General features: G+C 41.5%; 27 protein-coding genes and 1 pseudogene. 13 read left to right on the top strand and 15 right to left on the bottom strand.

Annotated features, from left to right (window positions below; all coding sequences use genetic code 11):
• Positions 1 to 33: 33 nt before the first annotated feature.
• From ACHZCY_RS05390 to ACHZCY_RS05320, 15 genes are all read right to left on the bottom strand, one after another.
• A complete protein-coding gene (locus tag ACHZCY_RS05390; RefSeq protein WP_319548104.1) occupies positions 34 to 1,305 on the bottom strand; it encodes a hypothetical protein in 1,272 nt (423 codons plus the stop codon).
• 72 nt (positions 1,306 to 1,377) lie between these two features.
• Positions 1,378 to 1,578 carry a hypothetical protein gene (locus ACHZCY_RS05385; RefSeq protein ID WP_319548103.1) on the bottom strand — a complete coding sequence of 67 codons (201 nt, stop codon included), beginning with the start codon at positions 1,576 to 1,578 and terminating at the stop codon, positions 1,378 to 1,380.
• A 204-nt stretch (positions 1,579 to 1,782) separates the two neighbouring features.
• Complete coding sequence (locus tag ACHZCY_RS05380) at positions 1,783 to 1,992, bottom strand: hypothetical protein (protein WP_319548102.1); 210 nt, start codon at positions 1,990 to 1,992, stop codon at positions 1,783 to 1,785.
• 31 nt (positions 1,993 to 2,023) lie between these two features.
• A complete protein-coding gene (locus ACHZCY_RS05375) occupies positions 2,024 to 3,643 on the bottom strand; it encodes a secretin N-terminal domain-containing protein (RefSeq protein WP_319548101.1) in 1,620 nt (539 codons plus the stop codon).
• Positions 3,627 to 4,529, bottom strand: coding sequence for a zonular occludens toxin domain-containing protein (locus ACHZCY_RS05370; RefSeq protein ID WP_319548100.1), 903 nt, complete (start codon positions 4,527 to 4,529; stop codon positions 3,627 to 3,629). The genes ACHZCY_RS05375 and ACHZCY_RS05370 overlap by 17 nt, the downstream gene beginning before the upstream one ends.
• Before the next feature lie 2 nt (positions 4,530 to 4,531).
• Complete coding sequence (locus ACHZCY_RS05365) at positions 4,532 to 4,867, bottom strand: DUF2523 family protein (protein WP_319548099.1); 336 nt, start codon at positions 4,865 to 4,867, stop codon at positions 4,532 to 4,534.
• 4 nt (positions 4,868 to 4,871) lie between these two features.
• Entirely contained in the window at positions 4,872 to 6,356 is a 1,485-nt protein-coding gene (locus tag ACHZCY_RS05360) for a hypothetical protein (RefSeq protein WP_319548098.1), read from the bottom strand.
• Positions 6,357 to 6,465: 109 nt separating this feature from the next.
• A complete protein-coding gene (locus ACHZCY_RS05355) occupies positions 6,466 to 6,615 on the bottom strand; it encodes a hypothetical protein (protein ID WP_319548097.1) in 150 nt (49 codons plus the stop codon).
• Positions 6,616 to 6,757: 142 nt separating this feature from the next.
• Entirely contained in the window at positions 6,758 to 6,886 is a 129-nt protein-coding gene (locus ACHZCY_RS05350) for a hypothetical protein (protein WP_319548096.1), read from the bottom strand.
• Positions 6,883 to 7,005, bottom strand: a complete 123-nt coding sequence (locus ACHZCY_RS05345) for a hypothetical protein (protein WP_319548095.1) — start codon at positions 7,003 to 7,005, stop codon at positions 6,883 to 6,885. Before ACHZCY_RS05345 ends, ACHZCY_RS05350 begins: the two co-directional genes overlap by 4 nt.
• A 2-nt stretch (positions 7,006 to 7,007) precedes the next feature.
• Positions 7,008 to 7,415 (bottom strand): hypothetical protein, encoded by a 408-nt coding sequence (locus ACHZCY_RS05340; protein WP_319548094.1) that lies wholly within the window; start codon positions 7,413 to 7,415, stop codon positions 7,008 to 7,010.
• Between the two features lie 43 nt (positions 7,416 to 7,458).
• Positions 7,459 to 7,596 carry a hypothetical protein gene (locus ACHZCY_RS05335; RefSeq protein ID WP_319548093.1) on the bottom strand — a complete coding sequence of 46 codons (138 nt, stop codon included), beginning with the start codon at positions 7,594 to 7,596 and terminating at the stop codon, positions 7,459 to 7,461.
• 59 nt (positions 7,597 to 7,655) lie between these two features.
• Positions 7,656 to 7,796: a hypothetical protein gene (locus ACHZCY_RS05330; RefSeq protein ID WP_319548092.1), complete on the bottom strand. Its 141-nt coding sequence runs from the start codon at positions 7,794 to 7,796 to the stop codon at positions 7,656 to 7,658.
• 165 nt (positions 7,797 to 7,961) lie between these two features.
• Positions 7,962 to 8,276, bottom strand: a complete 315-nt coding sequence (locus tag ACHZCY_RS05325; protein ID WP_319548091.1) for a hypothetical protein — start codon at positions 8,274 to 8,276, stop codon at positions 7,962 to 7,964.
• 40 nt (positions 8,277 to 8,316) lie between these two features.
• The gene (locus ACHZCY_RS05320) at positions 8,317 to 8,571 is read right to left on the bottom strand and encodes a hypothetical protein (protein WP_319548090.1); all 255 of its coding nucleotides are present in this window, start codon (positions 8,569 to 8,571) and stop codon (positions 8,317 to 8,319) included.
• Between the two features lie 105 nt (positions 8,572 to 8,676).
• Here ACHZCY_RS05320 and ACHZCY_RS05315 point away from each other — a divergent pair, with 105 nt between their 5' ends.
• From ACHZCY_RS05315 to ACHZCY_RS05255, 13 genes and pseudogenes are all read left to right on the top strand, one after another.
• On the top strand, positions 8,677 to 9,360 hold the full coding sequence (locus ACHZCY_RS05315; RefSeq protein ID WP_319548089.1) for an XRE family transcriptional regulator: 684 nt from the start codon (positions 8,677 to 8,679) through the stop codon (positions 9,358 to 9,360).
• A gap of 388 nt (positions 9,361 to 9,748) precedes the next feature.
• Entirely contained in the window at positions 9,749 to 11,212 is a 1,464-nt protein-coding gene (locus tag ACHZCY_RS05310) for a hypothetical protein (RefSeq protein WP_319548088.1), read from the top strand.
• A gap of 78 nt (positions 11,213 to 11,290) precedes the next feature.
• Positions 11,291 to 11,911 carry a hypothetical protein gene (locus ACHZCY_RS05305; RefSeq protein ID WP_319548087.1) on the top strand — a complete coding sequence of 207 codons (621 nt, stop codon included), beginning with the start codon at positions 11,291 to 11,293 and terminating at the stop codon, positions 11,909 to 11,911.
• A 374-nt stretch (positions 11,912 to 12,285) separates the two neighbouring features.
• Positions 12,286 to 12,486 carry a hypothetical protein gene (locus tag ACHZCY_RS05300; RefSeq protein ID WP_319548086.1) on the top strand — a complete coding sequence of 67 codons (201 nt, stop codon included), beginning with the start codon at positions 12,286 to 12,288 and terminating at the stop codon, positions 12,484 to 12,486.
• Positions 12,487 to 12,519: 33 nt separating this feature from the next.
• Entirely contained in the window at positions 12,520 to 13,629 is a 1,110-nt protein-coding gene (locus ACHZCY_RS05295) for a nucleoid-associated protein (protein WP_319548085.1), read from the top strand.
• A gap of 2 nt (positions 13,630 to 13,631) precedes the next feature.
• Positions 13,632 to 14,909: a hypothetical protein gene (locus tag ACHZCY_RS05290; RefSeq protein WP_319548084.1), complete on the top strand. Its 1,278-nt coding sequence runs from the start codon at positions 13,632 to 13,634 to the stop codon at positions 14,907 to 14,909.
• Positions 14,910 to 15,307: 398 nt separating this feature from the next.
• Positions 15,308 to 15,631 (top strand): CU044_2847 family protein, encoded by a 324-nt coding sequence (locus ACHZCY_RS05285; protein WP_319548083.1) that lies wholly within the window; start codon positions 15,308 to 15,310, stop codon positions 15,629 to 15,631.
• A gap of 28 nt (positions 15,632 to 15,659) precedes the next feature.
• Complete coding sequence (locus tag ACHZCY_RS05280) at positions 15,660 to 18,308, top strand: nSTAND1 domain-containing NTPase (RefSeq protein ID WP_319548082.1); 2,649 nt, start codon at positions 15,660 to 15,662, stop codon at positions 18,306 to 18,308.
• A 187-nt stretch (positions 18,309 to 18,495) separates the two neighbouring features.
• A pseudogene (locus ACHZCY_RS05275) lies at positions 18,496 to 19,529 on the top strand (IS481 family transposase).
• 441 nt (positions 19,530 to 19,970) lie between these two features.
• Positions 19,971 to 20,855: a hypothetical protein gene (locus ACHZCY_RS05270; RefSeq protein ID WP_319548081.1), complete on the top strand. Its 885-nt coding sequence runs from the start codon at positions 19,971 to 19,973 to the stop codon at positions 20,853 to 20,855.
• Positions 20,856 to 20,952: 97 nt separating this feature from the next.
• Positions 20,953 to 22,101, top strand: coding sequence for an HNH endonuclease (locus tag ACHZCY_RS05265; RefSeq protein ID WP_319548080.1), 1,149 nt, complete (start codon positions 20,953 to 20,955; stop codon positions 22,099 to 22,101).
• 165 nt (positions 22,102 to 22,266) lie between these two features.
• Complete coding sequence (locus ACHZCY_RS05260) at positions 22,267 to 22,590, top strand: hypothetical protein (RefSeq protein WP_319548079.1); 324 nt, start codon at positions 22,267 to 22,269, stop codon at positions 22,588 to 22,590.
• A gap of 382 nt (positions 22,591 to 22,972) precedes the next feature.
• The gene (locus ACHZCY_RS05255) at positions 22,973 to 23,611 is read left to right on the top strand and encodes a hypothetical protein (protein WP_319548078.1); all 639 of its coding nucleotides are present in this window, start codon (positions 22,973 to 22,975) and stop codon (positions 23,609 to 23,611) included.
• The last annotated feature ends 131 nt before the right edge of the window (positions 23,612 to 23,742 follow it).

The following is a 23,742-nucleotide window of genomic DNA, read 5'->3' as shown; positions in this document are numbered from 1 at the left end:
TTCATTTCAAAACTAGAAAGAAGGATGTCAGTACTAGGCAGCCTTAAGTAATGCTTCTTCAGCCGAACCCTCAGTAATAAGAGCCTCAGCTCTTCTAACCTTCATCCGTTTTATAAACTTAGATTCATTTTCAAAGAACTGATGGAGGTCTTCTTCAAGGAGATCCTGAGAGAGGGAAACTATCTTGTCGATGTTATCGGGTTCTTCTACAAAAAAGGCCATGATCGACATAAAAATACCGCGTGCTTGTTTTCGAAGGGCATCAATGTTTTTATGCTTGGTTGGTGTTTGACGATTGATTTCATGAACACCGGTCCATACAACAGCGCGAACTATCTTCCAGAACTCGGAGTAATCAGCGCGACTCTGATGTTTATTTTTTCGATCTACAACGGTACTCATGAACTTGGACCAGTCGGTAGTGCAGTATTTCCACAGGCCGCTTAAGGACAGCATAAGGTCTTTTACTGTCACGATTCTGAAGCCATCTTTCTTGGTAGCAAACTCTCTCATGACCGGACGCCGGATTTGGTATTCGACCCTGGTGACGGGGGCCTGGTCAAACTTGTTTTGACTCCATAGCTCAGCAAATACTTCCTGTTTATGATCTGAGCGTTTGAGTTCCAGGACCTTGTCATAAATCCGGAGCATGAAGTTGCCATGGCCGATGGTGACAGAATTGAGCTTTCGATAATAATTGCGTTGAAGGAAGTTTGTAGAACGGTGAATCCATTTATCTTCATCCTGGATGCCTAGGGTTCTGATATCAACCCCGATGAAGTCTGCAGCCAGATGAACTTCAGAGACTTTTTCCGTCACCACCGTTCCTTCATAATATTCAAGCCACTTGAGGACATCTTCATATATGGAGTAAAAATTAGTCTGTGAAGAAAGTGACCCTATTTCTAATCTGGCAGTAGGAATAACTCCATCGGCTTTCCGCTTGTTCAGCATCAAGGTTACGTCCCCCATGCTCAGCCGAAACTTGAACATTTTGGTGCCGGTTCGATGGAGGTTCCACTTCAACCCGTATTCCGCGAAACAAGCCGCTTGATCAAACTCGGAATCTTGGAGCTGCCGTTTCATGAATTCGAGGATTTCAAACAGTCGGCTGGAACTGAAATCGATCCAAAAAGAAACTTTCAAAAAGTCCAAGCCACGGTGAACCTTGGTCGGTAGGCTGGCTACTAGGGGGTCGCATGCTATTCGGGCTTGCGACCCTTCCAAACCCGCTTCCGTGGGGAGTTCGGTGGTAGCCTGTTGAATTTGCTTGTGTGTAGATTGTGGAGTCTGTATTGTGTGCATAACACTGTCCTTAGTGTTGTGATAAAGCCTCTCTGCTGCTGTCGCCAAACATACAAGCAGAGGGGCTTTTCTTTATTGATTTGATTGAAGCTGCTGTTTCAGTGCAACAGCTTTTGTCAAAGCGATGAAGGTAAAGCCGATTTCAACCGCCTGCTTCAATTCAGTAAGCGGAATCAGCTCTCCTGGACCTTTGGGGCAACATTTCAGCATGTTCTTGGGTAATTCTCCTATATGACCGCATGACCTGCAGTATCTGACCAAGATCGTTTTCATAATGAACCTTTCGTTGTAATACCTACCGCGCTATCGCTTGCTGCCTTGCAAAAGCCGAATGAGCATACACTTGCTGCGCTTGTGTATTGGCTCACTCAACTTTTCCAAGGGGGGAGGATAAACGGTAGGTGCGAGTTTTTTGTTTTTTTGCAAAATGTATTAACCGTACTCTCCGGTAATGCTGGCTCGGGGAGTTGAAAACAATCAAAACAAGATCTCCACTATTCGTTGATCTGCTTCAATATGCCATGCCTTGCAGGATTCCGTTGCAGTCAACCTCAACCAGAGGTAATACGCTCCGTAAGCGGTGTTAAAATGGAAGTTTTTTTTCAACTGATCTTTTTCTAAATTAGCTTCAGCAACGATTTCTTCAATTTTCTGGATTGTATGTTTTGTGATTTCTTGCCCAGTCATTTTTAACCTCCAATTTTAGAATACAAATGTATCAGCCTGACTTGCCGATCACATTGACCCGCAGTGAAACAACCAAGTGCCTCGTTTCCTGTTTTTCCACATGATAGGAGAACAGAGGACCGATCAAGGGCAGCTCACCCAGGAAAGGAATATGGTCGGTAGCGTTTCCACTCTCTTCTGACCGGAGGCCACCGAGGAAGATCGTATCCCCGTTACCGACCAAGACGGTTGAGGAGATTTCTTTTTTGTCCAGTATGATATCAATGGCATCCTGGCTGAGTTCTGAATCACTGGTGACATTGGAAACAATCTGATCAACTGTCAGATGGATAAAATCGCCATCAGGTTCAATGGAAGGGGTAACCCGGAAGGTAATACCTACATCTTCACGCTTGATGGAGGTACCAACGTCCTGACCGTTGTTCTTGTCTACGTTGGCCTCAGAGAGATACGGCACATTCTGCCCTACATGAATTCGTGCTTCCTGACCATTGAGAACCGTGAGCACCGGAGAGGAAAGAATCTGTCCATGGGCCTTACCTTTTTCTGCAGCAAAGGTGAGGCCAAGGATATCATCAAAGTAATCGATCAGGAGTCCGGTGTTTCTGGTGATCAGGCTATCGATAATAGTATCGTTGATCGCGCCAAAGAAAGAGGCGTTGTCATAGGAGAGCCTGATTCCGAGTTCTTTAAATTCACGGTCGGTCAGGTAAGCAATAACCGCCTCTACCTTGACCTGAAGGCCGGTGCCGTCAATCTTGGTGAGAGTAACAGAGGCCTGATCAACCAGTTGATCTTCTCCAGAAATAAGAATCCTGTTGGTTGCCACTTCACGTATCTCAAGCCCAGGGTAAAGCCCCTGGAGGATAACCACCGCCTGATCCGCTGCAATGGTATGGACAAAGCCGACCTGATCCACCCAACCTTCTTGTGGTTGGTCGATTGCCATAAGGGTAGCACGGGCAACATTCTGCTTATACGCATCACCATGCACCAGGATTGAGCGGTTCCAATAATCAGGGAAAGCCGCATCTTCAAATATAGAGAGATCGGTTAAGGCTTTCATCGCTGCACGCACAGAAATATGCTGAAGCCGAATGGTGGCAATATCGGTTGCCCTTGGCTGATCGATCCGTTCAAGCAAACTCGCAAAATCTTCAACCAGCCCAGGAGAACCAGAGAAAACCAAGGCTTGATTTTCTTCCTGAAAGGATATGGTCAGTCGGGTACCATAAAGAGCCGCTGCCGAATCAGTAATAGACTCAGCACTGACATTCTTGAGGTGATACACTCCGATAGCGTCACCTGAACCATCGGTAACCAGGGCATCCGGTTTGATGGTATAGAAATTCGTTTTGCCTTTGATCAGCTGGCAGGAATAACCAAGGGTGGAAACAACCTTGGCAAAGGTACTCATCAAGTCAGCCCTAGAGATATTCTTCTGTGACCAGGTGACCGGCTTAGGTGTTTCCAGGTCAGTGTAGACAAAACCGGCACCGGTCAGTTCAGAGACAAGGAAAATCACTTCAGAGAGGGTAGCATTTTCAAAATCAACACTCACCCCACTGGAGGTTGTTTGTTGAGCATGTACAGGGTGACAGGAATAGAGCAGAAAGAAACAGGCCAATAGAACGTTACTTGCTTTGATCATGGTTCTGTACCGTTTGGGTTCGATTGGTAAAAACAATCTGACCGTCTTTGTTGATCAGTTGTGCAATGTGCGGGGTATGTTCGGAAAAAGGTTGAGCAGCTGGAGCAACAGCTTTCTTCTTGTTTTCCTTCTTTTTGGATTCCTCATACTGGGTCATGGCCTTCCTGGAGCCAAAGAAATCACCTGTACCGATGCTTGACTTGGAAAAGACCATATACAGGGTGAGCAGCAGCACCACCGGGATAGCAAAGAACACAGGATGCTTGAGCACGTTGACATGCTTCATGATGTTCAATTCCTTGACGTCTTTGGAGACATAGGACTTGTAACAGGCAAAAACACGTGCATCATAGGTTCTGGTACTCTTTGCCAGGGGCGAACCGCTGGTATCTTCGCCGCCATAGCTGTAACAGAGGTATTTTTTTTGCACCGCACCGCCAAAGAAATTGACCTTGCGGAAAACATAGGTCCACTCCAGGAGCGCACGAACGGCGGAATCAATCCGTTCCATTTTCTGCGTGATCAGCACCACATCAAAACCGTGGTGACGGTGGGTAGAGGCCCAGGAGCCAAAGAACTTGTTTTTATCCGATGACCAATCACGGGAAGAAAAGACATTCTGCACTTCATCCAGTACCACTAGACAGGCCGGTTCAATGTGCATCCAGAAATCTTGCAGTTCGTCCGCTGCCAAAGGTTTCAACTGACGCTGCAGGGCAAAATCAGAAAGACCACACACGGTCTTGATCATTTCCTTACATTCAGGGTCCAGGATGCCGTCAATGTTGGTGTAGACAATCCGACCAGTCTTCAGATTATCGAGAATCTTTTTAACCGCTTCGTATGTCTTTCCAGAGCCGGGAGTACCGGCAAATCCAATAATCATGATTACACCCGAGTAAGGACAGAAGGGATAAGGTTGAGCACGAGCCGCAATGCATACGCACCGCCAAGCATGGTCAGGCACTGGGGCAAACCAACACCACTGATCAGCCATACCACCTGATCCGGTAGGCTTGACCATTGAGCAGCATAGTTGAAAGCAACGGCAGAGAGATCCAGAGTGGCGAAGAATGTTTCAACAACCGTGAAAAATCCATCAACGATCGAAAAGAAAACAAACTCCAGAGCAAGCAGCAGGCCATCCATTATCCAGCTAAAGCCGGTATAGATTGCCTCCCAAAAGCCAGAGAGCCACGTGTGAAGGGTGTCCAGGAATTTCATAGGTCTACCTTTTCATGACAACTGCGCGAATGGAGAGAAAACCGAAGATAATGACAAAGATGGAGCGCAGAACAAGCAGACCAGGGCCAAGCGTATCATTGAGGTCAACACTGTGGTCACCGTATTGACCGGCATCTATATGGATAACGGAGGAACCACCAGAAGGGAGAGAGCCAAAAAACTGGTCAGGGACGGAAAAAAGGCCGGTGGTTTTGATGGTGTCTACAAAGGTGCCAAAGCGATCAGATACGTCAAACTCTTCGTCCAGGCTATAGGCTTCATCAAAATCACTGGTAGTGATTTCATCGAAATCGTCACCCGGTGTGAGTTCCTCAATTTTCTCTCCAATCCCATCAAGGCGAGATTCAATACCAGAGTTATCAAGGTTTACTTCAGTGCCACTATTACCGGAGTTGGCAACAGTGCTATCAAGCTTTTTGACAGCAGAGGCTATGCCATCCAGGCCTTTTGCAAGAATCGACTGGTTGTCAGTCATGCGCTTTGCGTTTTCAGCTATATTGGCAAGGAACTCTTGCTCTTCATTGCCTTGCTGAATCCTGGTATCCAGATCGCCCTTGATAGCTTCCAGCCATTTGTTTCTATTCTCATCCAGGGCAGGATTGTTGGGATCATCTGCCGGGGCGTCAGGCTTTGGTTCTTTCTCGGGCTTTTTCTCTGGTGGGGTTTCTGCCTTCTCTGGCTCCGGTGTTGGCTCATCAGGCAGCTCTGTTGCGCAGGTCCAATCAATCTTGCCGGATATTTTCCCTTCTGTATCTCTGCACCATCCGTCAACGACACCACCACGAGTGGAACAATCTTCTGCAGCATCGTTCCAGTAATCACTACAATTACGGCAACGACCACCACATCCGCCAGGGCCGACACCTGTTACACCAGCAGCACCGCATTCTGCTTCCAGGTCTGCTTTTTCTTGGGTGCATTCCTCACACGTAACAGTGCATTTGTTGTAGTCAACGTCAGGGGTGCCGCCTTCCTCGCAGGTATCAAGCTTGGCCTGCATGGTATCAGGGTCACAGAGGCAGGAATATGAACAGGTCTCCAGGTTAATGGTATAGTTGGCAGAACCGCAGAGATCTGTGGCTGCGTCGATCTCATCAACACATGGTTCCTGGGGTACATAGTCTGGATGGTAGAGATAATATGCGTAGGTCTGATTGCTAATATAGTTGCGGATATACTTCCAATCACCACACCACCCGCCGACTAAACATATATTCTTCCCTGTTGTATACTGGAATGCTGTACTGCACTGATAGGCACTCACAGCATGACAGGCACTAAACGCATCACCTTGTTGCCCCTCACCATAAACACCTTTGACCTCACCACCTGTAAAACTCATACTTCCTTGAGGAGGAACCACAGCTATAGCGATAGAAATGCCAAGATCATCATTACAAAAGCAGAATGAACAAAAGAATATAAAGGGGAAAAAAAATAGTGTTCGACCGGCGAGAATTACTTTCATAAACGACCACCAAATAATTGGAGCATAGCCCCAACAACAAAGCAAACCACCACAAACCCAATCACCAGGGCAACCAGCCGAATCTTAGCAAAGGAAGGAATAGGCAAACTCATGAGACAGATTTCCCGGCATTGCGCAGGATATTCACAATCAAAAATCCGCACGCGATAATAAAGCCGATAGCAACAAAGGGGGCAGCTATGCCAAACACCTCAGTAGCTAATGCAGCAGCGTCAAAACCTTCTGGTAACGTGATCATGGCAATCAGAATGGCACAGAGTACGAGAAATCGTCTTTCTCAGTCGTATCAGATACCCTGTTTTCATCTTCCCACCGTTCCACGTCTGCACGTGTCGGCAGGTCGTAATTGTCCGAATATTCCCAATCAAAACTATCATTCATCAGAACCACCGTGTATGGGCAGAGATTACAAAGGCAATCGCGAATAAGGCACCAGCACCAAAAGACATAATATCGCTCAACTGCAGAGTGATGTTTTCCAGAATCAGCGTAAGTTCCTGCGGGGTCATGAGCCAAGCCTCCCTATGCCGCGGTTAATAGAAAAGGCATAGCTGACCACCAAGCCGATTATCCAGCCGAGAAGAACAAGGCCGGCACCTGCACCAAAAAGGGTAAAGTTTATTTCCATAATCAGGACCTCAACCGGTCAAACATTGCTTCCACTTCATACGAACTCATCTTTTTCCCTCTCACAGATCTAGCCTTGGTTTCTTCAAGCGCATCGTCTAAAGCATTCCATCGATCTTCATCAAGATAGATTCCTGAATCCAGGCCTATGCCGTTGTCGTTATAACGAAAGGACTCATCATCGCCTGATTCACGGCGAAGTCTGGCAAGATGACGCGAAGACCGCCATTGCCCAAAAGAATCAACCACTGCAGAGCTGTTGAGCAACGCTTCTTTGATCACGTCAAGGCCGAGCAGGATAAACCCCAAAACGAGTAATCCTAAAAATGCTGATTGAAGATCAGTCACAAGCCCGCCCGTGAGTTGACCGGCAGCGTCAAAGAGATACGAAAAAGGATCAATAGGTTCCATAAGTAGAAGGGGAGGTCTCCCTCCCCTGTACAATGTCCGTGTATTATGTACGGACTTTCATGGTTTTTTCGACGTAACGACGGCCAAGGAACAACAGTCCGACACCAATGAAACCAATCATCAGTGTGGAAACGTTGGTCGAAAGACCGGTGATGTCTACAGCAGTAAATAATGCATCCATGAATAACCTCCTTAGGGTTGTGATAGTGGGAGCTGTCGCCGTCTCCCGATTAATGGCAATTAATTACCAAAGGCTTTGGTCAGGATTGCCAGACCTAAAATGATGAGTACCAGCGAGAGGATGCCGCTCACGGCAACAAGTAAATCTGCTCGTACTCCATCAAAGAACGCTGAACTGATCATTGGGGTCCATTCCGGCATTTCATCGATTCCTCATTGTTTAAGATTGATGGTTATATTTCTGAAAAATGAAAAAATTCCAGAAACGAAAAGGGGACAACTTATCCGTGAAGAGCCACCACGGCACCGGCAGAAGCCGAAAGCCGTGGCAGCTCTTCACCGGTTCAGAGGGAACAACAAAGAGCATCAGGCGGAAGCAGCTACTTCCTTGAAGTAATAATTACGCTGCATGAACTCTTTTTGTTCGCCTGTATCCTTATCAAAGTAGCGAACGCGTTTGAGATAACCGGAGAACTCAGCGGTTAACTCAACAACCTGATCTTCACCGCCAAGCATCTTGCTGCTGCTGACGATGATTCCAGAGGGAGAGTCGTATTCGTCTTTGCCTGGAAGTGCTAGCTGGTGATAGTAGGTTTTGTCCTGATCCTTACCGGCAGTCTCAATCGCGATGATTTTTCCTTTGATACGCATCTGGTTGAATGTTAGTTTTTGAGTGGTCATGGTGGCCTCCTGTTGTTTTTGGTTGGTTATTGGTCTATGATCAAAGTTGATTAACTAAAGTGAATGTAATTTCATCATCTTGCGGTAGGTTATCGCCAAGAGCTTGAACAAGGCATTCGCTGAGAACCACCAGCCGATTTTGGGGGTTACCCTTTGAAACCTGCTTAAAGGTCGCGTGCTGGATATAGGCTTCGACAGACATGTTGTGCCTGGAAGCTGCACCTTGGATCAGGCGGAAGAAGGCTGGCCCGAAGGTTACTGGGACGGTTGATTGTGTGGTGGTTGTTTGGGGCATTTGATACTCGGCAGATGTTATTTTAGCTAAATTAAACTAGAAAAGGTTGGTGCTAATCTCTAAATAGCTTTTTTTCGCTATTAGGTTTAGCTACAATTAGCGATTATGTCAACTGGTAAAAAGCAAGAAAAAGCTATTTTGGGTGAAAGGCTAAAGATTTTTCGTGAAAAAGTGGGCCTTACACAGCGCGAATTAGCTTCAAGGATGGGCTACAATAGCTATTCTCCTGTTAAGGATATCGAGACTGGGCAGACATGGTTGAAAAAGCCAACGGCAAGGCTCGCAGAGTTGCTTTTCGGTGTTAGTGAAACCTGGTTGTTAACAGGTGATGGTAAAATGTTTGAATCGGCTAGCTTAAGCGAACTGGTTGATTGTGAGTTCACACTTGTCCCTAAATACAAAGCGAAACTTTCAGGTGGGCACGGATCGTTTGAAATATCAGATCAGATTGAAGCAAATCTTTCTTTTAGAACTGAGTTTATCAGGCGGAAAGGTAATCCCAAAGATATGGCATTATTTGAGATAATCGGAGATTCAATGGAGCCGTTTATCTATGACGGTGATGTTGTTTTGGTCGATATGTCAAAAAAAACGCTAGAAGATATCGTTGACGGCAAAGCCTACGCATTCAGGGAAGATCATACAGTAAAAGTCAAAAGACTCTCCAGGCAGGGCAACCGATTGATAGCAACCAGTGAAAATGTCATGAAATACCCGCCATATGAAATAATTATAGAAGAATTTTTTCTTATCGGAAAAGTTGTATGGCTAGGACATGAGGTAACGTGAGGAACATGCTGTGACACTATTATTTTAAAAAGCGCAATCTCATGCCCACCACATAGTAGGGCTCACAAAGACAAAGGGCAAAATACCTAAGTAAAATTAGGTGTTTTGCCCTTTTCTTTTAAGTGGAGAGACGTATAATGATTCAACCACTTTGTCTTAAAATTATATTTTGAAGAGGTATAGCTGAATAAGTAAATTATTCAATTGGGTCTCGGATTTATAATGGTCATATATGCTTGTTTTGGATCATGTAGATCGGTGCCAAAAAGTGAAAAATGGTGGTTAAAGGTAAAATAGGCCCAGATAAAAAAGAGTGTTTAATTAGACGAGAAACCAAAAGTTTCACAATTAGGGCTGACGACTATTTAACGTTATCTATAGGAACCATATGAAAATCAAACTTTTGTTTTCGCATTACTTCGATATTGAAGAGAAAGTTTTAGATGAATATGGCGCTTTGAATATCTGCCTAGACTCAGACCTTCCATTGTTTATAGACCCGTTCCTTTTGTTTGCATCAGATAATTTAGAATACCAAAAGTTACATAAACAAATTGTCGGTCACCTTATATCCCTCAAAAAAATCGCAATTGAAAAACAAGATCTTTCTGATCTAAATCTATTTCGTTTCCCTGAAATTCGTCAAAATTGGTTAGGTCTGTGTAAGTATGGTAATCAAGGCAAAGGCTTAGGGCCCAAGTTTGCTAAAAACATTATTAGTGCTTTTAATGGCTTTTTTATCAATTTTGGTGACGAAGAAGTAACATCTGAATCCCATATAGAGAAATTAACATTAATTGACTCTGGGGTAGGTAAAGACTTCATCAGCGACTTTTCAGCGAACCTAATCCTTGAATATTTACTCGAATACACAGAACGGTTTGCTAAGCTACACCTTGAAGAGCACCAAAGAAAGATTTTCAGTGTCAGGTGTGTATTCGATGAAGCACTTCAGATTTGGAAACCAAAGAAGTTTGAGTTGCCATACTTATACTTAGAAGAAAATGGCGACTTTATCCTTCTAACTCCAATGGACATCCTCACTAAAGATAGTTCATTCATTAACCACAGTGATCTAGTAGGTGATTTCAAGAACATAACCAATTCTATTGGCAACTCATCACTAAGGCAAGCAATCAATTCCTACTTTTACAGGGCACTTCCTCCAAATCCAAGGAAGAAAGAATTTGAAATGGCTGTTTCTCAAACCATTAGAGAATTTCCAGAAATCCTTGATTACTACATTCTTCAAAAAGAAGGAAATAAAAATCAATCAAAACAACTATCTAAAAAGAAGATAGAGCAGGTCAGAAACGAGTTAATATCTACATTAATTGAGTTCTGTGAAACAGTATTGGAAAGAAGTGACTTTTACAATATCAAGCCTAATAGCTATAGCGAAGCACTAAAAAGAGCAAACTACCTTAAAGATGTCATTGAAAATAATGATGGGTATCGAATTTTCTATAAAAATGGAAAGCCTATTGCATCGGAGGACACCATACAACGTATATTTAGATTGACATGGTATGCTTCTCCATATGATGTCAACTCAGAAGTAAATAACGGCAGAGGGCCTGCAGATTATAAAATATCATTTGGCAGTGGAGATTCTACCATTGTTGAATTTAAGCTCGCAAGATCATCATCGTTAAAAAATAACCTAAGAAATCAAACAGAAATTTACAAAAAAGCATCAAAGTCCATTTCTGATATTAAAGTCATTCTATGTTACACGATGCCAGAGATTAAAAAAGTTGAAAAAATACTTAAAGCAATGAAGCAAGAAAAGGCTGAAAATATTGTTGTAATTGATGCTATACCAAAAATATCAGCATCAAAAATAAAATAAAAATAACAAGTATATAAGCAAGGTGTCGCGCGCAAAGCGCTCTGGCTATATCTACATTCTATATTAGAAATATACTCAATGCTTAAACATGCTTCAATAATAATAAGTTTAACTTTGGCTGGACTTTATGTAATTGGTTTATCTTTTCACCAAGGGTTTTTATCTGAGTTATCTATTGAGGAGTCGTTATTTCAACTATCGCCAGATAGAACTTTTTTTACAGGTTTTGTTTCTGTTGTAACTATACTTAGTCCTAGCATAGTTTATTTATTCTTTTCTGCTTTTTTGATTGTAATGATGGCTGAAGTAGCATCATTAATGCCAAGATATGTAAACACAGAAGAGATATATAAATATTTGCGGAAAATTGGGTTTGAAAAATCTAATTTACTCAAAAAAGGTAGCTTTTTAGATTTTTCTTCAAAAGCGTTTGTTCTGTCTGGCTTTATGTTGATTTTCTACTTAATGATTCTGGTCGCTATATTATCTAGTGTTAAGTCAGGGAAAGAATATGCAAAGTCATATGTAAATAAAATAGAAAAAAATGAGATACCAGTAAAAACACTGTCTTTAAAGAACAGTAATGAAAAGTTGGAAGTGTATTCATTGATATGTAGTAGTACTCATTGCGCTTATTACTCAAAAGGCAAAACTTTGGTGGTTAGTAATAGAGAAGTGCTATATAGCAAAACAAAGTGAAATGTCAAAATCAGGCGTCTATCGAAGACAGGCTACGATAAGCGGTGAAGGTTTGGCAGGAAGCGCGGTGGCAGATTTAATTTATTTTTAACGTAAATCCTGCAAAGGGTACCTCGAAAAACTGCCTTGCAGTGAGCTTAAAATTTAGCGGCCCTAACTTGGAAATAGGAAGCTCAAGATTATTTACTTCAGCAAGCAGAATAATATATTTTATGACAACAGAACATGGAAACGGGATACGTCCCCTGTCATTATTCTTGAACATAACCCAGACTCACCAGAGCCAGAGCTCGTCTATCGCCGAGATCCCGCATCTAGCTAAATCCCTCGCCAAGGATACAGCATCCGCAAAAAAAACATAATAGGTAAAAAGAATGAAGGAAGATGAGGAAAAGTTGCTAGAGCAAATCAGCCAAGTTGAATCACAGTTAAGGCGGGCCCGTTCAGAATCGCATGCCTGGAAGAACGGTAAGCTTAAAAACACTTCCCAAGCGGAACTTTCTGTAATGATGGTCAATTCAAAAGTGAAGCAACTATCAGAATTGCAAGCAAAGCTAGAAAAGCTTAGAGGTTGATAAGCGGGTTCATCTAAGAGGAGAAAGCAAAGTATGCCAGACTTGATAGTCAATAATGTTATTGTTCACGAGTTGGTAAAAGAGCAGCATCAAGCGATACAGCAGAGTAATTATCGCGATGCCGTGTTAGATACCGGTAATGAAGTGGTTGAAAAGCTGATTGCTGATATAATTGGGATGTATGGCACGCGCGGCAACAGTGCAAATTTCGGAACTTTCCGAGAAGATGAGGGGCGTGGGGAGTTTCCAGACAAATTCTTGGAATACGCAGCTATTCAGTCCCCGAATGACCAGCAGTTTATCCATATATCAAAGAAGGCGATGGTGTCTTTGTATCAGAAGGCTGAAGGCAAAACAGCCTCATCTGGTGGGTATATCTTATTCGTTGATTACAGCAACCGTGGAAACAGGTTCTTTCTGGTTTCAATGATAAAACAGAAAGATGGGATTAGGTTTAATGAAGAGCTTGAACCGGTTTCTTTAATTGAGCTGGATCTGCGCAGATTACACCAGGCAGCCAGGGTTAATTTTTCAAGGTTAACGGCGTGGTCAGCTGCTGGTGTGGATGATAGACAAGAGTTGACTTACTTGAGTTTCATCAGTCCTCAATCCAACAAAGATGTTGCTGGTTACTTCATTGAATCACTTGGTTGTACACCTGGGACATCATCTTCAAAGGCAACCTCTAACGTTGTAAAAGAGTGTTATAATTACTTTAGAAATTCAGACGTACTAAAACCAAAAGCCAGGGAGTTTAAGGAGAAGGTTATTCATTATTTATCAGGCAAGCAAGCTGCAGGAGAAGCTGCTAAAATTAGCGAAATAGAAAATTTATCTAGAGCTTATTTTCCTGCGGAAGAAGATGGGCAGTCTGATGGATATGCATACGAATTGGCTGAAAAATTGAATAGTGAAGAGGCTAGTATACCTAGGGAATTCTCTGTTAGTAAAAAATCACTAGATAAGTTTAAGCAAATTGTAGCAAAATCAGACAATTGGGAAATTAAATTTGAAATGAGTGCGCTAGGTGAAAATGAAAGTGCTGAAATTTATTACAATAGAGAAAGCAGAAAACTGGTTATCAACGAATTAACCAATTCTATTGTTAGCGATATAGAAAAAGAGCTCTCGTCTCGTAGTTAATAATGTCACTAGAAACACTTGTGAACGCATACAGGTCTGTTGGCAGGCCAAATATATTAAACGGTACATTTGAATTTAACTGTGCTTTGACAAGTGAGCTGAGCCTTCTTGTAAAGGATTTATTCAGAGAAAGCAAAGAGTTAATAGATCATTTAAGTATAGATGGTGAGGAACCGACTTGCATAGAAGATATTCGTCAAAATCGTGAAATTGATTGCGTTATCAGGACGCCAACTAATACTGCAGAAAGATTTTTTAAATCAATTCGAGAGTTGATTGAATTTAGAACACTTTTAAAAGGAGATCTACCCCGTTCATTTTATATAGTAGACGAAGATTACTTCAGTAGTGATTCTGTCAAAAATGTAAAAATTGAGAATATAAAAATATTGTGCAGGCTGATTAAACACTTGTCTAATCTTGCAGTTTATCACGACTATAAAGCATCATCTGAAAAGTATAAGTTAGTATTCTTTAACCCTGATAACGGTTCAGGTATAAAGTCAATCGAAATTACACCTGATATAACCACAGAACTTGTTGAACTTAATACTATTAATTTAGATGTAATAGAGTCGCTATGCTCTGAATCGTTTGAAAATGCACATGCTGAAACTAGGAAAGACGTATTTAGAGTTACAGTAGCAGAGTTTATCTCAAAAAAATCAAGTAATGATTCTATATTTGCATATATTGTAAAAAATTGGAATGACTTGTTATTAGAATATAAAAACAATCTCTCAGTGTACATGAGTGGGTTTGCTTTTCACAAAGCAAAAAGAGAGGTCGCATCAGCTGAATTTGAAATATCTGGTCAGTATTCAAAAGTAATTTCTGATATCACTGGGAAATTACTGAGCCTCCCTCTTTCAGTGATTGGTATTATAAGAATGCTAAATACCCAATCCTCTAAAGAAAGAGGGCTCATATTGGCAGGGTTGTTTTTAATCGGTTTGATTTTGTACTTAATAATTCGCAACCAAGAAGGGCAGTTGGGGCGAATAAGACATGCTAAAAACATTGTGTTAGGAGCATTTGAAGGGAAGGAAGAAATATATCCGGACGACCTTAAAAGCTCCATCCAGGAAATGAAATCCAGTCTGGTTATCGAAGAAACAAAACTAGTGGGCAGGCTTGGAGTATTCAAGATGTGTGCATGGTTGCCGTTTATTTTTGGGTTTATTGCTGTGGTAATCCTTGACTATCAGAAGTACGCAATGGTGTTTGTAAGATGCTGGCAATTTCTTTTAAATTTACTTGGCATATATGTCTCACCCTAGCAATGAAAGCGAGGGGGCAGGTCTTTGCTTGACTCTTCTTGGTCATGGCAACTGGGGCAGGCCACGATAGACCGTGAAGGTTTGGTGGCAAGCGTGGTGGCGGTTTTAATTCAGTTCCATGTGCTTTTAACGTAAATCCTGCAAAGGGTAGCTCGCAAAACCTGCGCTATAGCGGGCTAAATACTCAGCGCTCCTGCCTTCGGAGTAGGCATGCCAAATTGATTTAGGTTCTTCCTCCCCTGATAATTCTTAGTAACAGAGGACAGGCCACTATTACAGCTTTTCCCCAGCAAGATAATGCACCTGGTAAACATGAGGTAAAGAAATGGCAAAAAGATTTAAGGCGATGGCATATTGATTGACAAGATTCATTATTGGTTAAAAGATGAGAAAAATTTATGAAAAAATATATAGAATTTGAATTAGAAGAGGGGCCTTTTATTGTTGAGGCTGAGGTGGCTGAAGAAGAGATACAACGCATTAGTCGTAGAGGTAATTCGGTTGAACTGATAAAGGCAGAGACCTCATTTGTTGATGCGATAGGCAGGATTAAACCGGCAGCTGAATATATGTTTAAATCTCTTAGGGATATGAATACCCCTGATGAAATCGGAATGGAGTTCGGACTTAAATTTTCAGCAAAAACTGGGGTTGTGTTCGCTTCGGCTGATGGTGAAGCTACCTTCAAAGTGTCCCTAAAATGGACAAATACCTCAGAATAACACTTTCACTACGATAATCAGAGACTGTATGTGTCCTGCGCCCCTTGAATCTTCTCTTGTACGTATATTGTCGGACGAAAAAGCTCCGCGTCAACCACTTGGAGCAGGTTTTTTAGCAACATATCATCATATAATTACGTGTGCACATGTAATCTGCGATGCATTAGGTTTGGATAGGTATACAGAAATATGTCCAGATTCAGCAGTTATAGTTGACTTCCCCTTACTGGAAAACCAACCATTGTTTCGAACAAAAGTCCTGCGTTGGTATTCAGTTCAAGAGAAATCTGCCGTAGGGGAATTGGAGGATATTGCAGTATTGGAGCTATGTGCTGGTATCGTTCTTCCCGCTGAAATTCGACCAGCTCCTATCGTAATAGCATCAGAAGAATCGTTTAGTAGTCACTTGGTAAAGATGTGCGGTTTTCCGTTAGGTGTCGATCATGGAACATATTTTAACGGCACCTTACAGGGGCTTACAGGGAAAGGATGGGTAGAAATCCATCCTACAGGAAAAAATATTATTGACCAAGGGTTTAGTGGTACCGCTGCCTGGCTTATATCCGAGAATGCTGTCTATGGCATGGCCGTCAGCAGGTTGAATAGAAGCGAATCTGATCTCGTATCATACGTGATTCCCGCAGCCACCTTGGTCAAAGCGCTCCCCGAGCTACAAAACCTTAGTCGTCCGATCAATCCATATAGAGGGTTAAATGCTTTTCGAGAAGAAGATGCTCCTTTTTATTTTGGTAGAGGCGGTTTAATCAAACAACTTGAAGATAGTGCTAACAGGAACTCTTTTACAGCGGTTATTGGCGCAAGTGGAAGCGGTAAGTCATCTTTAGTTTTTGCAGGATTGATACCGGCCATTAACAAGACAAATCAATGGATAGTTGCGGACTGCCGTCCCAAAAAAGAACCGTTTCATGAGTTGGCAGCATGTTTGATTCCTTTTTTGTATGAAGACGCCATTACTCGTTTGGAAAAGTTGAAAGAGTTAAAGGGTAAACTTATTGATAAATCGATTCAACTATCAGGTGTAATTAGCAGTATTAGAGAAATGAAATCTCAACGCCCGTTTCTTTTGATCGTTGATCAATTTGAAGAAATACACACATTGAACGATAAGCAGAATGCCAGGCTATTTTTAGATGTTTTGTTCGAAGCAATACGAGAGGAGGAAGAGGGGATGGTCAGCGTGGTCGTAACCATGCGTGCTGATTTTTTAGAGAAAGCAATTGGCTACGAAATCTTTGGTAAAACTTTGAACCAATATCCTCCATTTATACTTCCACCAATCAGCAAAGTAGGTTTGATTGAATCAATTACCTGTCCAGCCGCATTGCTTGGTGTTTCATTTGAAAAGGGACTAAGTGAACGTATCGTGCAAGATGTAGGGTTTGAACATGGAAGCCTGCCACTTGTCCAGTTTTGTTTGACCAGATTGTGGGAAAGACAAAAAAACCGAGAGCTCACACACAACGCATATGAGGAAATTGCTGGAGTCAGAAGGGCTCTAGCCGATTATGCAGAAGGTGTTTACGAAGAATTTAATGAAGATGATAGGATAAAAATTAAGCATATTTTTGTAAAACTTGTTCGCCCTGGAAGAGGCACTGAGGATACGCGACAAATTGTGGCCCTTAAGCTGGTAAAACTTGAATACCGTGAGCTGGTAAACCAACTTGCCGACAAACGTTTAATCGTAACTGGATATGACTTAGAAAACCAGGAAGATACTGTAGAGATTGTTCATGAAGCCTTGATCCGTAGCTGGGTTACCCTGCGAAGATGGATTGATGAGGAAAGAGAGTTTCTGGTTTGGCAGGAAAAATTCCAGGTGTTTTTTAACCAATGGCGGATAAATTCCAATGCTGATAGTGCGTTATTGCATGGGTTATCTTTGGAAGAAGCGTTAAAGTGGTTATCTAGTCATGAAGATTATTTTGGGGATGAAGAGCAATTATTTATTCATGAAAGTAAATATCTCAGAGACCATGAATTAAAAAAGGAAGAAGAGCGTAGGCTAGAGAAAACACGTGTGGCTACTCAGGTGGCTAGTGCCCTCCGTAATCCAATGACAGCCATAGGAGGTACAGCCCGTTTACTTTCCCGTAAAACTATTGATCCTGAGTGGTCGATGTTTTTGAATATAATGGTGGCTGAGGCCGAAAAAATTGAGAACGCGCTAGAGGATCTTTTTCTTTTTGTTGAAAATGATAAGTTACGAAAGGAGAAAATTTCTTTGAAAATTTTTTTCCATAATGCTGTCCAACTTCATAGGTTGAGCATGCAAGAGTTGGGAGTGGTGCATGAGCTCATCTTGCCTGCCAGTGATATAGTCTGCGATTGGGATACTATGCTTATGCAGCATGCTGTCTCACATCTACTACGAAATTCGCTCGAAGCAATGAATAATGGAGGGAAGATAACAACTGAGGTCGTAGTCGATTCTAAGAATTTGCTTATTTTCTTTTGGGACAACGGTATCGGTATTAAAGTTTCAGACCCGAAAAAAATATTAAGCCCATTTTATTCCACCAAGCCTTTGGGAATAGGCTTGGGGTTGTCTTTGGCAAAACAAATTGTCGAGGCGCATAATGGTAAATTGGCAATCAATAAACGCCCCAGAGGTGGGACCGAGGTCTTGATGACTTTACCATTAGAAATAAAATAGGATATAAAAGAGAATCTAACGGGGGCAGACCACGATAGATGTAAAGTTAGAGTGCCAGGTGCAAATACCGTTACTCCTAAAATATATTAGTTACGATTTTATCTGACACCTCAGTTGAAAAAATGAGGGTTACCAGTTTTGATGAAGGTGCGAACCAAGAACATCAAAACAATAGGAGATAACCCTCATGCTTCAAAGTAACGAACGTATCGTAAAACACAAGATCGGATTGCTCAATCTCGCAGAAGAACTTACCAATGTTTCAAAAGCCTGCAAGATCATGGGCCTCTCACGAGATACCTTTTACCGATACAAAGCCGCTGTCGATGAAGGAGGAGTTGATGCTCTCATCGATAAAAGCAGACGTAAACCCAATGTCAAAAACAGAGTTGATGAGCTCACTGAAGAAGCAGTGGCCGCATATGCAACAGAGCAACCAGCTCATGGCCAGGTAAGAGCAAGCAATGAATTCCAAAAAGGGGCATTTTCATCTCGCCAAGCGGTGTTAGGTGTGTCTGGCTCCGACATCAGTTAGCCAAGTTTAAAGACCGGCTCAGGGCTCTTGAAGAAAAAATGGCTAAAGAGAACCTGATTCTAACTGAGGCACAGGTTCAGGCCCTTGAGAAAAAGAAAGACGATGATCTGGTCTCTGGAGAAATTGAAACAGATCATCCTGGCTATCTTGGCTCCCAGGACACCTTCTACGTGGGAACATTAAAAGGTGTAGGCAGGATTTATCAGCAGACATTTGTTGACACGTATTCCAAGGTTGCATGTGCAAAGCTGTATACAATGAAAACGCCAATCACAGCGGCAGATCTGCTCAATGACAGGGTACTCCCACTCTTTGAAGAGGAACGACTGCCAATGCTCAGAATTTTAACTGATCGAGGCACAGAGTATTGCGGAAAGGCTGAAACCCATGATTTTCAGTTATATTTGGCGTTAAACAACATTGAACATACGAAAACCAAAGCCAGGTCTCCACAAACAAACGGGATCTGTGAACGGTTCCACAGAACCATTCTTCAAGAGTTCTATCAGGTCACATTTCGAAAAAAAATATATATAAATATTGAAGAACTACAGCATGATCTGGATGACTGGCTTCTCTTCTACAATTATGAAAGAACCCATCAGGGAAAAATGTGTTGTGGAAGAACGCCTATGGAAACTCTGGAAGATGGAAGAAAAGTGTGGAAGGAGAAAAAATTGAACTGAATTTGACCTGACAAAAACCTCGTCAAAATTGGTTATTTGTCAGATCAAGTCTTGACTAATACACCTAAAAGGTCGTTTGCCACATGTTTGCCACCTTCCCCTCAAACGTTGATATACTGGATGGGGGCAAGGGTTCAACTCCTGCAGCCTTCTGTTAGTTCTGATTACTATATTCCTTTTAGTAGCCTTATCCTTCCTCTCTAGCCGCAATCGCCTGAGTTGCTGAATTTCCCTATAATACGCTGGTTTAATCCTGTCGGTTGCAATCTCTGAAGTACCACAAAGTTCTTTTTCTGAGTTAAAACAAGTACGTATACTCACTTTTTTTAAAAGAAAAAGTAATTTCGCCTATTTTTTTTCTACCTTGGCCGTATAATCTAAAATGTTATGAAAATAAAAATTTGTGGAGTTTTAAAAGAGAGTTAATCAATAGGGCGAAGCATGACTGAACAAGAAGAAAAACAAATTTCCACCTCAGCATTAGCCAAAAAACATAAGGTTCCAGGTAAGGATATGTTTTTAAGGCTGCAAACCAAAGGGTTGATTGAGAGAAAAGGCGATTATTGGTCGCTTACCAATGAAGGGGTAAAGCGTGGTGGAAGGTTTGTAGAACATAAGAAATACGGAAAGTACATCACTTGGCCAGAAGGTATAAATATTGATGTGAGTAATGGAAATTTAATTACATCCACTGTGATAGGTAAAGAATTCGGCTTATCTGCCAACAAAATAAATTTTATCCTGTCTGAAATTGGGTGGATTTACAAAGGTATCAAAGGATGGTTGACAACCCCTCAGGGAGTTCAGCAGGGAGGGGAACAAGATGAAAATAAAAAGTCCGGTGTGCCCTATGTAAGATGGCCATCTTCAATAATTGAATCGAAGGTATTGCTTAATTCAATTAACCAGATGAAGGGTGCTGTTGAATCAATAGAGCCGAAAGAGGAAGATGTTGAGCAGGAAAGCCAGGGGTTTAGGGAAAAATTCGTAGCCAAGCTAAGGTCAGCAGATGGCCATTATGTAAGATCGAAAGCTGAAATGTTGATAGATAACTGGCTCTATATGGCAGAAATTGTACACGCCTATGAACGAAAATTGCCTATAGAAGAAGATGTATATTCAGATTTTTACCTGCCCACCGGCAAGGTGTATATTGAATATTGGGGAATCGAAAATGACAGACGATATTCGGAAAGAAAGGCTATTAAACAAGAAATATACAAAAAATATAGATTCAATCTCATTGAGTTAACAGACAAGGAAGTTCAAAATTTAGATGATATCCTTCCTCGATTGCTGCTCAAGTATAAAATTCAGTCATTTTAGCTGGTTGTATTAAAATGAGAAATAATGATTCAATAAACATATGTCTTTGTGGAAGTAATGAGACCTCCTCATATCAATAGTGCCATGTAGACTGACAATGAATACAGATACTGCTCAAATTAAAAGATTCCACTCATGGGAGTTGCATTCAGATAAAGAAGCAATAAAAAAAACGGATAAATCTGTATTCTTGCACCATGGTACAGCTATACCTCAAGAGCTGTATGATTTCTTCAATATAACGCATATGGTGGAAGGCGCTAGGCGGACAGTGTCACTTGTTCATTCTTCCGGAACATACTCTGCAGATTTTACGTTTACAAACAATCGTGTACGGCTCTTTTGGAAGCATGATTTCACTGATTTGATTCATGCTTCTTTTTCAGGTGTTTATTCTGAATATTTAGAAGGGGGGGAAAGTAATAGCTCGCCAGGAATTAAGTTTGAAAATTCGCCTGGAGACATTTCTTCATACCTCATTGAATTCATAGGTCAAGAAGAGGAAAACACAGAGAAGAGGCAGAGAAATCCTAAATGGGTTCGTGATGAGTTGATTCTAGCTCTTGATCTATATTTTAGAGAACCGGCTACGCATGGAAATGCTTCTCATCCTGCTGTCGTAGAATTGAGCAATATTCTGAACACCCTTCCTCTACACAAAGGCAGGAAGCTTAACGAAAAATACCGGAATCCGAATGGCGTCGGAATGAAGTTGGCAAACTTTCGTACTTTTGACCCTGATTACGATAAAGGGTTGAGCAGTAGTAGCCGTCTTGACCGTGAAGTATGGGATTGTTTTTCAGATGATAGGGAACGGCTGTACACTATAGCAGAAGCCATAAAAGCTAATTGCAGCCAAATACCCAGTGCAGATGAGCTTGAAGATGACGATGTCGAGGCTGAAGAAGGACGTATTCTCTCGCGGATGCACCAGAAGCGAGAACGTAACAAGCAGCTGATCAAAAAGAAAAAACAGCAGGTTCTAAACAAGCTCGGGAAATTGGAATGCGAAGTATGTGGTTTTAATTTTGAACTGATATATGGAGAGCATGGCAAGGGATTTATAGAGTGCCATCACAAGAAACCCGTATCAGAAATCAAGATAAGAGAAACTACAAAATTATCCGATCTTGCTATTGTTTGCGCTAATTGCCACCGGATGATCCACAAGTCTAGACCATGGTTGTCATTGGATGAGGTAAAATCAATGTTAGCGCCATTCGGTACAGACCAGGAAAAGCAGTGAATGTTTGGTGAATAGCCTGGAGACGATTTTAATTCAGTTCATTGTACTTTTACGTATTTCCCGCAAAGGATATCTCACAAAACCTTCGCTACCAATGGCATAATAAAATTAACTGCAGGGGGGAATGATTCGACTCCCGTCTTAAGAGTAGGAGTAATTATTGTGATGAATGGAGGATTAATGTTTGGCAGTACAATGCTGTCCGCTATGTTTTTTGGTTTCGCAATAATAGCGGGGATAATGACAATGCTTATGCCTTTTTTCGTATATAGAATTATGAAAGACATGAAGGCAATACGATATTATATCGAAAAGCAATCGTACGCGAGAGACAGGGAAAGAAGAAAGCAAAGTGAAGAGAGAAGAAAAGACCGCAGCTATAAACAAAAAGAAAGGGTAATGACACAGAAAATAAGCACAGGGAATGCTGGGGAAACAACAAAGGAAAATATGAAAAAATATCTCTTTAATGATACAGAAATAAAATGAAAAGTATACTGAATGCTGCGTTAGTTATATCGATAGCCACATCGAATAATAATAGGGGACGTAGGGGACGTAATATTTAGGGGACAGACCACGATTACAGCTTTCCCACAACAAAATTGTGCACCGGATAAAAAGAACAGGGGGTCAGGTCTTTGCTTGACTCTTCTCGGTAGCTCTATCGGGGGCAAAACACGATAAATGTAAAGCTAGAATGCCAGAAGCAAATACCGCTACCTCTAATAGGTCGTTTGCCGCATGTTTGCCACCTTCCTCGCAAGCGTTGAAATACTGGAAGGGGGCAAGGGGTCAACTCCCGCAGCCGTCGTTCTTTTATTTGTAATGATATCGTCACTGATTAGAAGGGGATTTTTTCGAAATAATAATGAATTGGTTGAAAGATAGCGCCCTTGCGCTTGCATTGATATCTACTGCGTTATATTGCGCCTCTACATCGTACTTTGTTGGAGTGTGTAAAGGGTTTAATCTAAATAGTGAACTTTTGGAAAAAAGTTTTCATTTTGCTGTTTATTCAGGTTTTGTGACCCTATCGAATAAAATTGTTGAAAAATTCCGAGTACTAATTGATATTTTTTTTGATGCATATGTACCTATCATAGGTTGCATTATTATAATCGCTTTTTTGTTTCAGTATTATATTTCTCTATCTTTTTCAAATAAAAGAAAAGTTGTAAGAATAAAAAAAATATTATCGTTAATACTAAGTAATGCTTTTAGGATAAAAAAGTATCCCTCAGCTCTAGCTGTTGGTGTGGTGATTTCTTATATCACTGTAATAGCATTGTTTCAAGGGGTTGGGTACAATGCAGCGATTGATACGTTGAGTGATGTAAAAAAAGGGAAAATCGAAAGAAAGTATGTAAGCAATATCACTTTGGATGGAAAAGAGAGGGAAGTATATGTAATCACATGCGGTTTAAGAAATTGTGCCGCTATTGATATAATAACTTTAGAAACTTGTCATTTTGCACAGGGTAAAAATATTTATTCTCAAGTTTATTAATTATTTCTTTTTTTCTCTCTTTTTGACAATAGCAATATTGTAACATATGCAATAAAAGTCGACCAAAGACCAATTAAGCCTATAAGTGTATCGTTAAGTCCCATTTTCTCTTTTCTCCTACCTAGGCATGT

Source organism: Desulfogranum marinum, assembly GCF_963675105.2.
In the GTDB taxonomy this organism is placed as follows: Bacteria; Desulfobacterota; Desulfobulbia; order Desulfobulbales; family Desulfobulbaceae; genus Desulfogranum; species Desulfogranum marinum.
The sequence above is the reverse complement of the archived record's forward strand: the minus strand, read 5'-3'. Positions and strand labels throughout refer to the sequence as shown.

What these genes read in the sequence shown, in the direction of transcription:
- ACHZCY_RS05390 (WP_319548104.1), bottom strand. Translation starts at nt 1,305, where the DNA reads ATGCACACAATACAGACTCCACAATCTACACACAAGCAAATTCAACAG.
- ACHZCY_RS05385 (WP_319548103.1), bottom strand. Translation starts at nt 1,578, where the DNA reads ATGAAAACGATCTTGGTCAGATACTGCAGGTCATGCGGTCATATAGGA.
- ACHZCY_RS05380 (WP_319548102.1), bottom strand. Translation starts at nt 1,992, where the DNA reads ATGACTGGGCAAGAAATCACAAAACATACAATCCAGAAAATTGAAGAA.
- ACHZCY_RS05375 (WP_319548101.1), bottom strand. Translation starts at nt 3,643, where the DNA reads ATGATCAAAGCAAGTAACGTTCTATTGGCCTGTTTCTTTCTGCTCTAT.
- ACHZCY_RS05370 (WP_319548100.1), bottom strand. Translation starts at nt 4,529, where the DNA reads ATGATTATTGGATTTGCCGGTACTCCCGGCTCTGGAAAGACATACGAA.
- ACHZCY_RS05365 (WP_319548099.1), bottom strand. Translation starts at nt 4,867, where the DNA reads ATGAAATTCCTGGACACCCTTCACACGTGGCTCTCTGGCTTTTGGGAG.
- ACHZCY_RS05360 (WP_319548098.1), bottom strand. Translation starts at nt 6,356, where the DNA reads ATGAAAGTAATTCTCGCCGGTCGAACACTATTTTTTTTCCCCTTTATA.
- ACHZCY_RS05355 (WP_319548097.1), bottom strand. Translation starts at nt 6,615, where the DNA reads ATGATCACGTTACCAGAAGGTTTTGACGCTGCTGCATTAGCTACTGAG.
- ACHZCY_RS05350 (WP_319548096.1), bottom strand. Translation starts at nt 6,886, where the DNA reads ATGACCCCGCAGGAACTTACGCTGATTCTGGAAAACATCACTCTGCAG.
- ACHZCY_RS05345 (WP_319548095.1), bottom strand. Translation starts at nt 7,005, where the DNA reads ATGGAAATAAACTTTACCCTTTTTGGTGCAGGTGCCGGCCTTGTTCTT.
- ACHZCY_RS05340 (WP_319548094.1), bottom strand. Translation starts at nt 7,415, where the DNA reads ATGGAACCTATTGATCCTTTTTCGTATCTCTTTGACGCTGCCGGTCAA.
- ACHZCY_RS05335 (WP_319548093.1), bottom strand. Translation starts at nt 7,596, where the DNA reads ATGGATGCATTATTTACTGCTGTAGACATCACCGGTCTTTCGACCAAC.
- ACHZCY_RS05330 (WP_319548092.1), bottom strand. Translation starts at nt 7,796, where the DNA reads ATGCCGGAATGGACCCCAATGATCAGTTCAGCGTTCTTTGATGGAGTA.
- ACHZCY_RS05325 (WP_319548091.1), bottom strand. Translation starts at nt 8,276, where the DNA reads ATGACCACTCAAAAACTAACATTCAACCAGATGCGTATCAAAGGAAAA.
- ACHZCY_RS05320 (WP_319548090.1), bottom strand. Translation starts at nt 8,571, where the DNA reads ATGCCCCAAACAACCACCACACAATCAACCGTCCCAGTAACCTTCGGG.
- ACHZCY_RS05315 (WP_319548089.1), top strand. Translation starts at nt 8,677, where the DNA reads ATGTCAACTGGTAAAAAGCAAGAAAAAGCTATTTTGGGTGAAAGGCTA.
- ACHZCY_RS05310 (WP_319548088.1), top strand. Translation starts at nt 9,749, where the DNA reads ATGAAAATCAAACTTTTGTTTTCGCATTACTTCGATATTGAAGAGAAA.
- ACHZCY_RS05305 (WP_319548087.1), top strand. Translation starts at nt 11,291, where the DNA reads ATGCTTAAACATGCTTCAATAATAATAAGTTTAACTTTGGCTGGACTT.
- ACHZCY_RS05300 (WP_319548086.1), top strand. Translation starts at nt 12,286, where the DNA reads ATGAAGGAAGATGAGGAAAAGTTGCTAGAGCAAATCAGCCAAGTTGAA.
- ACHZCY_RS05295 (WP_319548085.1), top strand. Translation starts at nt 12,520, where the DNA reads ATGCCAGACTTGATAGTCAATAATGTTATTGTTCACGAGTTGGTAAAA.
- ACHZCY_RS05290 (WP_319548084.1), top strand. Translation starts at nt 13,632, where the DNA reads ATGTCACTAGAAACACTTGTGAACGCATACAGGTCTGTTGGCAGGCCA.
- ACHZCY_RS05285 (WP_319548083.1), top strand. Translation starts at nt 15,308, where the DNA reads ATGAAAAAATATATAGAATTTGAATTAGAAGAGGGGCCTTTTATTGTT.
- ACHZCY_RS05280 (WP_319548082.1), top strand. Translation starts at nt 15,660, where the DNA reads ATGTGTCCTGCGCCCCTTGAATCTTCTCTTGTACGTATATTGTCGGAC.
- ACHZCY_RS05270 (WP_319548081.1), top strand. Translation starts at nt 19,971, where the DNA reads ATGACTGAACAAGAAGAAAAACAAATTTCCACCTCAGCATTAGCCAAA.
- ACHZCY_RS05265 (WP_319548080.1), top strand. Translation starts at nt 20,953, where the DNA reads ATGAATACAGATACTGCTCAAATTAAAAGATTCCACTCATGGGAGTTG.
- ACHZCY_RS05260 (WP_319548079.1), top strand. Translation starts at nt 22,267, where the DNA reads ATGAATGGAGGATTAATGTTTGGCAGTACAATGCTGTCCGCTATGTTT.
- ACHZCY_RS05255 (WP_319548078.1), top strand. Translation starts at nt 22,973, where the DNA reads ATGAATTGGTTGAAAGATAGCGCCCTTGCGCTTGCATTGATATCTACT.